Annotated in this window: 9 protein-coding genes and 1 tRNA gene; 6 read left to right on the top strand and 4 right to left on the bottom strand. The window is 67.8% G+C overall.

The window, feature by feature from the left end:
- Positions 1 to 27: 27 nt before the first annotated feature.
- A complete protein-coding gene (gene argS / locus M6D93_RS07545) occupies positions 28 to 1,689 on the bottom strand; it encodes an arginine--tRNA ligase (RefSeq protein ID WP_249773744.1) in 1,662 nt (553 codons plus the stop codon).
- Between the two features lie 191 nt (positions 1,690 to 1,880).
- Here argS and M6D93_RS07540 point away from each other — a divergent pair, with 191 nt between their 5' ends.
- The 3 genes from M6D93_RS07540 (at position 1,881) to M6D93_RS07530 (ending at position 3,536) form a co-directional block, all read left to right on the top strand.
- On the top strand, positions 1,881 to 2,669 hold the full coding sequence (locus tag M6D93_RS07540; RefSeq protein ID WP_249773743.1) for a thioredoxin-like domain-containing protein: 789 nt from the start codon (positions 1,881 to 1,883) through the stop codon (positions 2,667 to 2,669).
- Positions 2,670 to 2,676: 7 nt separating this feature from the next.
- Complete coding sequence (locus M6D93_RS07535; protein WP_249773742.1) at positions 2,677 to 3,384, top strand: DUF305 domain-containing protein; 708 nt, start codon at positions 2,677 to 2,679, stop codon at positions 3,382 to 3,384.
- 80 nt (positions 3,385 to 3,464) lie between these two features.
- A tRNA-Arg gene (locus M6D93_RS07530) sits at positions 3,465 to 3,536 on the top strand.
- Positions 3,537 to 3,753: 217 nt separating this feature from the next.
- On the opposite strand, the gene M6D93_RS07525 is transcribed toward M6D93_RS07530, so the two are convergent.
- Positions 3,754 to 5,250, bottom strand: coding sequence for a PucR family transcriptional regulator (locus tag M6D93_RS07525; RefSeq protein WP_249773741.1), 1,497 nt, complete (start codon positions 5,248 to 5,250; stop codon positions 3,754 to 3,756).
- Between the two features lie 146 nt (positions 5,251 to 5,396).
- Between M6D93_RS07525 and M6D93_RS07520 the strand changes: the two genes are divergently transcribed.
- The 3 genes from M6D93_RS07520 (at position 5,397) to speB (ending at position 8,288) form a co-directional block, all read left to right on the top strand.
- A complete protein-coding gene (locus M6D93_RS07520) occupies positions 5,397 to 6,899 on the top strand; it encodes a purine-cytosine permease family protein (RefSeq protein WP_249773740.1) in 1,503 nt (500 codons plus the stop codon).
- The gene (locus M6D93_RS07515) at positions 6,896 to 7,300 is read left to right on the top strand and encodes a YybH family protein (protein WP_249773739.1); all 405 of its coding nucleotides are present in this window, start codon (positions 6,896 to 6,898) and stop codon (positions 7,298 to 7,300) included. The genes M6D93_RS07520 and M6D93_RS07515 overlap by 4 nt, the downstream gene beginning before the upstream one ends.
- Positions 7,301 to 7,373: 73 nt before the next feature.
- Positions 7,374 to 8,288: an agmatinase gene (gene speB / locus M6D93_RS07510; RefSeq protein WP_249773738.1), complete on the top strand. Its 915-nt coding sequence runs from the start codon at positions 7,374 to 7,376 to the stop codon at positions 8,286 to 8,288.
- Between the two features lie 99 nt (positions 8,289 to 8,387).
- Here the strand turns inward: speB and M6D93_RS07505 are convergent, their stop codons facing one another.
- Positions 8,388 to 9,440: an acyltransferase family protein gene (locus M6D93_RS07505; RefSeq protein WP_249773737.1), complete on the bottom strand. Its 1,053-nt coding sequence runs from the start codon at positions 9,438 to 9,440 to the stop codon at positions 8,388 to 8,390.
- A gap of 376 nt (positions 9,441 to 9,816) precedes the next feature.
- A complete protein-coding gene (locus M6D93_RS07500) occupies positions 9,817 to 11,040 on the bottom strand; it encodes an NAD(P)/FAD-dependent oxidoreductase (RefSeq protein ID WP_249773736.1) in 1,224 nt (407 codons plus the stop codon).
- Positions 11,041 to 11,076 lie beyond the last annotated feature (36 nt).

The raw sequence follows: 11,076 nt of genomic DNA, 5'->3' as shown, positions 1-11,076 counted from the left end.
GCACAGCCCTACAACGGTAGCGGTCGCTTACATCCGCTCGGGGGCCGATACGCCCAGCAGGGCCAGGCCGTTGGCCAGCACCGTCCGCGTCGCGACGTTGAGCCACAGCCGGGTGCGGTTGGTGTCGGTGATCTCCTCATCACCGCGCGGCATGATCCGGCACGCCTCGTACCAGCGGTGGAGCAGACCGGCGAGGTCCTCGACGTAGCGCGCGACCCGGTGCGGCTCGCGCAGTTCGGCGGCCTGGGCGACCACTCGCGGGAAGTCGGCCAGCGCGGTGAGCAGCGCGGTCTCGGTCTCGTCGGTGAGCAGTTGCGGGTGGAAGGAGTCCGCCGAGTCGACGGTCATGCCCACCTCCGCCGCGTTTCGGACCACACTGCAGGTTCGGGCGTGGGCGTACTGCACGTAGAACACCGGATTGTCCGAGGACTGCCGCGTGATCAGGTCGAGATCGAGGTTGAGCGGCGAGTCCGCCGGATACCGGCTCAGCGAGTACCGGACCGCGTCCACGCCTGCGGCTTCGACGAAATCGGTGAGGGTGACGATCTCGCCGGCGCGCTTGGACAGCCGGACCTCCTGGCCACCCCGCAGGATCTTGACGAGCTGGCCGATGAGGACCTGGATATGAGTCTGCGGATCGTCCCCGGCGCACGCGGCAATGGCCCGCAGCCGGTTGACGTAGCCGTGGTGGTCGGCGCCGAGCAGGTAGATGCACAGGTCGAATCCACGGTTGCGCTTGTCCAGGTAGTAGGCCGCGTCGGACGCGAAGTACGTCAGCGACCCGTCACTCTTGATCAGCACCCGGTCCTTGTCGTCGCCGAAGTCTGTGGTGCGCAACCACAGTGCGTCCTGGGCGGTGAACAGGTGACCCTGTGCCTTCAACGTGTCGAGCGCCCGCTCGACGGCGCCCGAGGTATGCAGTTCGCGCTCGGAGTACCAGACGTCGAACACCGTGCCGAAGCCCTCCAGCGTCTGGCGCTGCTCGGCCAGTTGGAGGGTGTAACCCTCCTCGCGGAAGGCCTCCTGCTGCTTGCCCTCGTCCAGTTCGAGAACCTCGGGGTGCTCGGCCACGATCGTGGCCGCCAGTTCGGGGATGTAGGCGCCGTGGTACCCGCCCTCGGGGATCGGCCGTCCGGTGGCCGCCGCCTGCAGGGACGCGCCGAAATGGTCCATCTGGACGCCCCGGTCGTTGACGTAGAACTCCCGGGTGACGTCCGCGCCGGCCGCGCTGAGCACTCGGCCGATCGCATCGCCGACGGCCGCCCACCGCGTGTGTCCCAAATGCAGGGGTCCGGTGGGGTTGGCCGAGATGAACTCCAGGTTGATGCTCTGGCCGGCCAATGTGTCCGTTCGGCCGAACTCCGCGCCGGCCAGGGCGATCGTCTGCGCGACCGCCCCCAGGGCCGCCGCCTCGACCGTGATGTTGAGGAAGCCGGGGCCCGCGACGTCCACCCGGGCCACCCCGGCCGCCAACCGCAACTGGGCGGCGATCGCCTCGGCGACCACCCGGGGCGGCTTGCCCGCCGGCTTGGCCAGCCGGAGCGCGATATTGGTCGCGTAGTCACCGTGCTCGGCGTTCTTGGGGCGGTCGACGACGACCTCGTCCGGAATCTCGGCCGTGAACTCGCCTTGCGCCACAGCGGCGGAGACGGCGTTCTGAATCGCGGAGGCGAGATCGGCTGGAGTCACAGGTCCATGTTAGAGGCGGACACCCGCTGGATTTGCACCGACGTAACACCCCTCCCGGGCCCGTCGAACCGAATCCGGGATCGCGCCGAGGACCTGCGTGGCGGCCAAGGACATCGGCAGGACTCAGGTCCGCCTTCTAGACTCGGGGCAGCCGCGCGGCCCCCTGCCGCGCCAGCCAGGAAAGCGACAGGATGACCAAGCCGAGCAAGTCGACGACCGGCGGGGCAAACAAGGCCCCCACCGACAAGGCCGATCCCGCCAGGACTCCGGGCCGCAAGAGCCAGCAGAGCGCGGCGGCGAGAAACACTCAGCCGACACCGGCCGCCAGGAAGGCCCAGTCGCGCAAGATCGTCAATCAGAGGCAGACGCCCTGGGGCCTGATCGCGACCACCGTCGTCATCGCGATCCTCGCGATCGGCATCGTGGGCTACGCCGTCACCCGTCCGAGCAAGGGCTCGACCAGTTCGACGAGCGGTGGCACCGCCGACAGCAGCGGCACGGTCAAGATCAGCGGGATCCAGCACTACGGCAACCTCGCCCGCAACCACGAGACGACGGCAGTTACCTACGCGCAGTCTCCCCCGGTGGGTGGCAACCACTCACCGATCTGGGCCGACTGCACGGGCACCGTCTACCCGAACGCGATCGCCAACGAGAACGCGGTGCACGACCTGGAGCACGGCGCGGTGTGGATCACCTACAAGCCGGGCCTGGATGCGGCCGACCTCGACGCGCTGAGCAAGAAGGTGGCCGGGCAGGACTACACGGTGCTCAGTCCGTACCCAGGTCTGAAGTCCAATATCTCCCTGCAGGCGTGGGGCTACCAGCTCTTCGTGGACAAGGCCTCCGATCCGCGGGTCGACCAGTTCATCAAGGCCCTGCGCCAGAGCGCCACGAACACCCCTGAACAAGGTGCCTCCTGCAGCAACCCCACCTTCAAGGCCAACCCGTCGACCCCGGGCCACCCGACCGAAAGCTGATTTTCCCGTGACCACCACCGCAGCCCCGATCGTCGACGACGCCGACGGAGCGGTCCCGCCTCCGGCAGGCCGGTCCTTACGAGTGGTGCTGCTCGCGGTGATCGTGGTCGCGGTGCTGGGCATCGCCGGAGCATCCGGCTATCTGATCGGCCACCGGGGTCAGGCCACGGGATCGAGCGGTGTCGCCCCGGGCGCCTCGTCGGTGGACGCCGGCTTCGCCTGGGATATGTCCGTTCACCATCGGCAGGCGATCATCATGGCCGGCTACACCCGCGACCACACCAGCGATCCAGGCATCAAGCTGCTGGCTTATGACATCGAAACCAGCCAGTACTTCCAGGTCGGCGAGATGCAGGGATGGATCGACGCCTGGCGCCTGCCGACGAACAGCCCGAATGCGCAGATGTCGTGGATGGCCGGCTCCACCCACATGAGCATGCAGTCGGACGGATCGATGCCGGGCATGGCGTCCCCGGCCGAGATGAACAAGCTGCAGACGCTCACGGGTAAGACCTTGGATACCTACTTCCTGCAGTTGATGCTGCGCCATCATCAGGGCGGTCTGCCGATGGCTCAGTGGGCAGCCGCACACGCCCAGACGGCCTATGTGCGGAACCTGGCCGGCAAGATGGCTGCCACGCAAAGCGGCGAGATCGTCCAGATGGAGCAGTTGCTCCGCGAATCGGGCGCCAGCCCGCTCGCCCCGCCGTCCTGAGCCAGCAATCTCGGCTGCTAAGCTGCTTCGGGCCAAGCGGCAGCCGTCGCGGCTGATCCGCTGTCCGAATTGGCCGCAAGGCCCCCGTAGCTCAGGGGATAGAGCACCGCCCTCCGGAGGCGGGAGCGCAGGTTCGAATCCTGCCGGGGGCACACATTCCAAGGCCGCGCAATCACCGCGCGCCAGCCTTTTCGGGCACCGAATCCCGATCCACCATTGCGGCCCGGACGAGAACGAGGCACGCCGACGAGCCGGCGACCGATCTCGATCACCTCCGAAGACCAGAGCCAGCCCACCGGTGCTGCGAATCGGTTCGGCGAATCCGGCGTGGTCGAGCCAGGTTTCACCGGCGCCGGGGCGGACCCGCGGTCAGCCGGGGCTGCCGATCGACCGTTGCGCGAGCAGGGCCATCCAGACCTCGGAGAACTCCGACGTGCGGGCCAGATCTCGGCCGGTTATCTCCCCGAACCGCCGAAGCCGATAGGCGAGGGTGTTCTGATGGATGCCCAGGGCTGCGGCGGTCGACTCCGCGTGCCGGTCACGCTCCATCCAGGTCCTGACCGTGGTCAGCAGATCCGCGGAATGCCCCTCGTCGTAGGCGATCGCCTTGCCGAGTACGCGCTCGACCAGGGCGTCCAGAGCCTGGACGTCCTCGGGCAGCCAACGTCCCGCCGAGTCGTTCTCGCCGTAGGTCAGGTGCGTCTTTCCGGCGTCACGGGCCCGGGCTACCGCCCAGCGCGCCTCGCGCCGGGGGATCTCCAGCGAGTCGCCGGTACGCAACGGTGCCGACGAGCCGACGAAGGCATCGGCCACCGCGTCGAACGCTCGCTGTGCGGCGAGACCTGCCGGGACGAGCACGAACAGTTCGTCCTGCTGGCGTAGCACCAGGTGCGCCAGGTCGGCCTCATCCAACCGCCTCAACAGCGACGCGTCGTCGGCGTCGCCGGCGCGACCCCGCAGGACGGCAAGCGTGAGCATCCCCCGCAACGGCAGGCCTAAACGCGAGAGGCGGCGCCGCGCGACGGGCGGTTCCAGAACCCCGCCGAGTAGTTCGGCGAGGGTCTCCGCGCCCTCCCGTCGCAGCGTCTCGCGCTCGTGGCGACGCATGGTCAGCTGCAGGGACGCGACGGTGGCGACGTGCTGGACGACAGCCAGACCACCCGGAGCGGCCCCGTGCCGCGCCTGCGCGAACAGATAACCGGCCACTCCACCGGGCGCCTGGATGGGCAACACGAACCCGCCGGGCACGGTAGGCGGCGCGGCGGGCGAGGCCGGGAGCAGGCCGAGCAGCCGTGCATCGGGCGTGCGCACGCCGGGAAGCAAGGGACGGCCCTGTTGGCTGCAGACGAACAACCGGTATCCCGACAGGCGCTCGAGCCGGGCGAAGATCTCGGCGACGTCGAGGTTCTCCTCCGTCAGCCAGCGCAGCGACCCGAAGACTTGTAGCTGCGCACCGAGGCGCTGGCCGACGCCGGGCTGCAGCGCCGCGGCCACCTCCTGGGCGATGGCGATGAACGGCACCGGCAGCGGCACGCGGAGCACCGGGATCCCACGCGAGTCCGCGGCGCGCAGGAACTCCCGACGCAGCGGCGGCACGTGCAACTCCTCCGACAGGGCGAGGGCGGACACGCCGGCATCGTCGAGTCGTTCCAGATAGGCGCGCTGGTCGGCGCCGTTGCGCGGTATCGCCAGTCCGGTCGTCATGATCATCTCCGCTCCGAGCAGCCACGGAGTCGGGTCCGCCAATTCACTGACATGAGCCCAGGACACCGATCGGTCGAGGCCGGATTCGCCTGCGATGACTGACAATTGCAGCGCCGGCGAACGCAGCAGGGTCTCGACTGTCAAGGCCTGTTCGGACGTCACCCCGTGCCTCCCGCGGGCCGAGCCACCATTGTGTGAATACCTAAAAGTACGTCAGATTTCGTGGTTTACCCAATTGTGATGGCCAGTCCGTCCGAGCACACTCGCTCCAACCGCACCACCCGACGACCGTCCCGCCGGAGGAGCACATGAGTACCCAGAGCACGCCGATCACATCCTCGCAGGAGCAATCCGGCGCGCCGATCAAGATCCGCGGCGCCATCGAGACCCGATCGATCGACTACGTCCCCGAGTCCGAACGCCACGGCAAGGTATGGCAGCAGGGGCCTTTCTGGTTTCTGGGCAACTTCCAGTTCTTCACCATCGCCATCGGGTTCCTCGGTCCGACCCTCGGTCTCAGCCTGGGATATTCGGTCCTGGCCGGCGCTCTGGGCATCGTGTTCGGCACGTTTTTCATGGCCTTCCACGCCACCCAGGGCGCCAAGCTCGGCCTGCCCCAGATGATCCAGTCCCGGGCGCAGTTCGGCTACCGCGGCGTCGTGGTCGTGCTGTTCGCCTCCCTGTTCACCTTCCTCGCCTTCAACGTTGTCGACGCGATCCTCGTCGACGACGGGCTGAACGGGATCTTCGGCTGGAACAAGACCGTGGTGGGGCTGGCGATCACCATCGTCGCGGCGATCCTGGCGATCTACGGCCACGACTGGTTACACGTCGTGTTCCGCGTGCTGTTCGTGGTCTCGCTGCCCTTCTACGTCATCCTGACGATTGGCATCATGACCGGACACGCCGGTGGCAGCGCCCCGCCACCCGCGGCCAACGGTGGGCTGACGCTCGTGGGATTCATGAGCATGTTCACCGCGGCGGCCGCCTACAACATCACCTATGCCCCCTACGTCTCGGACTACTCGCGTTACCTCCCGCGCAACACCCGATCGCTGCCGATCATCGCGGCGGTCTTCGGTGGGGCGGCCGCCTCGGCCATCTGGTTGATCGCGATCGGCGCGTGGCTGTCGTCGCGACTCGGCGCCGACGACGGCCTCGTCGCCCTGCGCGATGCCGGGAACAACATGGTCCACGGACTGGGCACCCTGCTGGCGATCCTGTCCGTGCTGGCCCTGGTCGCAACCATGGGGCTCAACGCCTACAGCGGCATGCTGTCCGCCGTGACCGGCGTGGACTCGGTCCGTCCCATCAAGCCCACCCGCAGGGCGCGGGTGATCACGATTGTCGTGCTGTCGGTGATCTGGGCGGTCATCGGAATCGGCTTCGGCGGCAACGTCCTCGACGCCTTGTCGACCGCGTTGATCTACATGCTGTACTTGCTGGTGCCTTGGACGGCGGTCAACCTGGTCGACTTCTTCGCCGTCCGGCGCGGTCACTACGCGATCACCGATCTGTTCACCCCGCACGGCATCTACGGCGCCTGGGGTTCGCGGGGCCTGATCAGCTACGCGGTCGGGCTGATCACGATGCTTCCGTTCGCGGTGCTCCCGGCCTACCCCAAGTACACCGGCTTCCTCGCCGCCAAGCTCGACGGCGTCGATTACTCCATCGCGGTAGGGCTGATCGTCTCCGGTGCGCTGTACTGGCTGCTCTGCCGGACGCTGGACCTGTCCGCCGAGGTACCGGCCATCGCTCGCAGCGAGCAGGAACTACGCCGCGAGGACGTGCCGACGGTGGAGCACGCGTGAGTGTCGACAGCGACGTCCGCGCGGCCGCCGCCGCGCTCGTCGACGCCTTCGGCGGACATCGCACCCAGGAGTATTTCGCCAGTTTCTCCGCCGACGCCACCTTCCTGTTCCACAACCAGCCTGGTCTGCTCACCAGCCGGGCGGAGTACGAGCGGCTCTGGCGGGAATGGGAATCCGAGGGATTCCGCGTCCTGGCGTGCCGATCCCTGGAACCGTCCGTACAGGTACTGGACGACGACCACGCAGTGTTCACCCACCGGGTGAGAACGTCGGTGGCAGGCTCGCCCGACGCCGAGCAGGCCGAGCAGGCCGAGCGGGAGACCATGGTTTTCCGACGCTCGGCAGAAGGACAATGGCTCGTAGTGCACGAACACCTCTCGATCGACCCGGAAAGCGAGTAGTGCAATGAACCCCGACGGGCAGCCCATCAGCCCCTCCCCCGCCAGGACGGTCCCGGTCGGCCCACCGGACGCAATGACCGTTCCTCGCTTCGCCGGCCCGGACACCTTCGCCCGGCTACCACGACTGTCGGACGTGGGACACGCCGATATCGCCGTACTGGGAGTGCCCTTCGACAGCGGCGTTTCCTACCGTCCCGGCGCGCGCTTCGGTCCCGGAGCGGTACGTGCCGGCTCGAAACTGTTACGGCCCTACCATCCCGGGCTGGACATCGAGCCGTGGAACGAGCTGCAGATCGCTGATGCCGGAGATGCGGCGGCCAATCCCTTCGATCTCCTCGAAGCGATCACTGCTATTGAGGCTTCGGCCGAGCGGACCTACGAGCACGCCGACCGGATCGTCACGATCGGTGGTGACCACACGATCGCCCTGCCGTTACTTCGCGCCGTCCACCGCCGGCACGGGCCGGTCGCCCTCGTCCACTTCGACGCCCATCTGGACACCTGGGACACCTATTTCGGCGCACCGTTCACGCACGGGACGCCGTTTCGCCGAGCGGCCGAGGAAGGCCTGCTCGCCATGGACCACGCCAGCCACGTCGGCACCCGGGGGCCTCTCTACTCCCGAAACGACCTGTCCGAGGACCGGGCGCTGGGATTCGCCACGGTGTCTACCGAGGACATCGCCCGTCGCGGGGTGGACGAGGCGCTCGACCGTATCCGCGAGCGGGTCGCCGGACTGCCGATCTATCTCAGCATCGATATCGACGTGCTCGATCCGTCCCATGCGCCCGGCACCGGAACGCCCGAGCCGGGCGGGCTGACGACCCGCGAGCTGCAGTTGATCCTGCGCGGCCTCGCGGATCTGCACGTCGTCGGCGCCGACGTGGTCGAAGTCGCTCCGGCCTACGACCACGCCGAACTGACCTCGTTGGCCGCAGCCAACGTCGTCTACGAATACCTCGGCATGTTCGCCTCGACCCAGAAGTAGCCGCCAGGGCACGAGCTCGGGCAAGGACCACCCTCCGCAGACGGCACGAGGCCCTTGGCGGTTCAGCCGCGGGCCTCGACGCGGCAGACGACGGCCTGGTCAGTCCCGTCCCGGGGTCAGCCGGGCGGTCGCGGTAGCGAGCCGTCGCGTCCCTGGCTCGATCACCCGGTCGTAGAGGCGAGCCAGTCGTAGCGACGGTTTCTCGACCAGGAACCAGCTCGCCGCGGCCCACGGCAGTACACCGGCCAGCGAGATCAATGCGAACAGCAGCGGGCCCACGTGGCGGTGCAGCCCCCAGGTCGCAAGGGTCTGCTGCACTGGGAAGCCATAGATGTAGACGCCGTAGGAGATGTCGTTGTCCGCACCGACCCGTTGACACCACTGGGGCAAGGCGTCACCCAGGTAAAGGAGCACGTAGGCCAGCAGCGGCGCCGCGATCGGGTAGAACTGCCCGAGCTTGGCGGCGACCAGCGCCACGACAGCCGCCGGCAAGGCGAACCGCCAGTCCAGCCGAGGCCGCACGGCCGCGATGAGGGCACCTGCCGCAAAGGGGCAGGCCAGTCTCACCAGGTTCGCCGCCAGCCCGTCACCGGAGGTGAGCTCCACACCGACGATGGACAGGAGCAGGAACACCGACGCAGTCAGCCTCATCCGCAACGCACTGACCGCGCCGATCAGGGCCAGGCCGATGATGAGATAGCAGGCGAATTCGTAGTACAGCGTCCACAGCGATCCGTTCCACACGCGCGGGAACGGCACATCGGACAGCGTGTGCCCGATGTGGTTGGTGTGCATCCTCAGGGTGGCGTTGTGCTCGAGATAGTTTCCGGCCGCGTTGAGACTCGTCGAGCCGTGCCCGTAGTGGACCACCACCGGCGCGAAGACGAGTCCCGTGACCGCGAGATTCACCCAGAATCCCGGGAGGATCCGAGCGGCCCGGCGCAGCAGGTACCGGTCGAGCCGATGGTGACGGCGGCTGATCGTGATCAGGTAGCCGGAGATGCCGAAGAAGCCGGCGACCGCCCACGCCCCGACGTTTGCGCCGGACAGGCTCACCGAACCCTTGTACCCACCTATCGGCCAGGTATGCCCGACGATCACGGTCGCCGCCAAGACCAGCCGAATCAGATTCAAACTGTTCCGTCTGGACATGCTTTGCTCAGCACTGGTTAACATTTCGCCCCCGAAGCTCCCAGCTATTCAACGCAGCTTTTCATGTGAGCAACGCCGCAGGTAAGCAGTTCTGACGCAAGTCACAGCAACATCGGTCTTTTCCGTTTTCGCGGGCGCGCCGGGCAGCACCGGGACGGTGCGAGCGACGATCCGCCGACACTCAACCGCCGGGCGCACGTCGAGGAAAGCCGGCGGGGCGTAACGTGGCATTTGCGCAGATCACCGAGAGGCGGTCCGCGTACGTCACCTCGGGCTCCAGCAGTGTGGGCAGTCGTGTCAACCACGTCACTCCGAGGTCGGCGGCCTCAACTACTTTCGTGAGCGCGAGGTGGCCGCACCGGCACAGCCTCGTACCTCACAGCTCCGACAGCGGTACCCGCGGATCGGCCAAGCGATCGACGTCGACCGATTTCCCCGACAGGATCAGGGCTTTGACGTCGTCGGTCACGTCCCACACGTTGACGTTCATACCGGCCCGGACACGGCCGTCGACCGTCCAGAACGCGATGAACTCTCCCGACTCGGCCGCTCCGCGAAGCACGATCCGGGGCGTTGCCTCGGGCTCCACGTAGCCCACGTACTCCATGCCCAGATCGAACTGATCGGTGAAGAAATACGGCAGGTCGGCGTAGACGGCGGGCTGGCCGAGCATCGTCGCAGCCGCCACGGCCGGTTGCTTGAGGGCGTTCGCCCAGTGCTCGACCCGGATTCGGCCACCGAGCACGGGATGTTCGGCTCGCGCCACGTCACCGGCGGCCGTGACGGCCGGATCCGAAGTGCGCAGCGCAGCGTCGGTCAGCACCCCTCGATCAACGGCCAGCCCACACTGTTGGGCCAGCTCGGTGTTGGGGACGGCTCCGACCGCGATCAGCACCGCGTCGGCATGAACAACAGTGTCATCGCCGAGGGCCAGGCCATACGGACGGCCGTCGCGGACGAGCACGGCGTCGACCTCAACGCCCAGCCGAAGCTCCACGCCGTGCCGGCGGTGCAGCTCGGCGAACAGCGCACCCATCTCTGCGCCGAGCACCGACAGCAGCGGCAGGGTCTGCGGTTCGACGACGGTGACCTGTACGCCGGCATCTCGGGCGGCGGCCGCGGCTTCCAACCCGATCCAGCCCGCTCCGACGATCGCCACACTCTGCACCTTCGCCAACGTGGCCTTGAGTCTTTCGCTATCCCCGATCGTGCGCAGGTAGTGCACTCCCTCGGCGTCCGCGCCTGGGAAGGCCGGGTGGCGTGGGCGGGAACCGGTCGCCAGCATGAGGCGGTCGTAGGCCAGGCTCTGGCCGTCCTCCAACTCCACGATGCCCAGTTCACGGTTGACCGCGCTGGCGCGTACACCGAGCCGGACGTCGACCCCATGCTCGTCGTACCAGGTGGGTTCGTGAACCCGGGAATCGTTGCGGGGCTTGCGGCCCATGAGGAATTCCTTCGACAGCGGTGGCCGCTCGTACGGGAACTCGTGCTCCTCGCCGACCAGGGTCAGCTGTCCCTCGAATCCGGCCTCGCGAACAGCCTGCGCCCCTTTGGCGCCCGCCAGCCCAGCCCCCACGATGACGATTCGCTCGATGCTCATGGCGTGGCTCCCTAGTCGACCAACGCCGCAAGCCCA

Source organism: Jatrophihabitans telluris (genome assembly GCF_023516435.1).
GTDB classification, from domain to species: domain Bacteria; phylum Actinomycetota; class Actinomycetes; order Mycobacteriales; family Jatrophihabitantaceae; genus Jatrophihabitans_A; species Jatrophihabitans_A telluris.
This window is presented reverse-complemented; position numbering and strand designations above follow the sequence as displayed.

Excerpts from the sequence above, each read along its gene's own strand:
- M6D93_RS07540 (WP_249773743.1), top strand. The coding sequence starts at position 1,881 with ATGACCAAGCCGAGCAAGTCGACGACCGGCGGGGCAAACAAGGCCCCC.
- M6D93_RS07520 (WP_249773740.1), top strand. The coding sequence starts at position 5,397 with ATGAGTACCCAGAGCACGCCGATCACATCCTCGCAGGAGCAATCCGGC.
- speB (WP_249773738.1), top strand. The coding sequence starts at position 7,374 with ATGACCGTTCCTCGCTTCGCCGGCCCGGACACCTTCGCCCGGCTACCA.
- M6D93_RS07505 (WP_249773737.1), bottom strand. The coding sequence starts at position 9,440 with ATGTCCAGACGGAACAGTTTGAATCTGATTCGGCTGGTCTTGGCGGCG.
- M6D93_RS07500 (WP_249773736.1), bottom strand. The coding sequence starts at position 11,040 with ATGAGCATCGAGCGAATCGTCATCGTGGGGGCTGGGCTGGCGGGCGCC.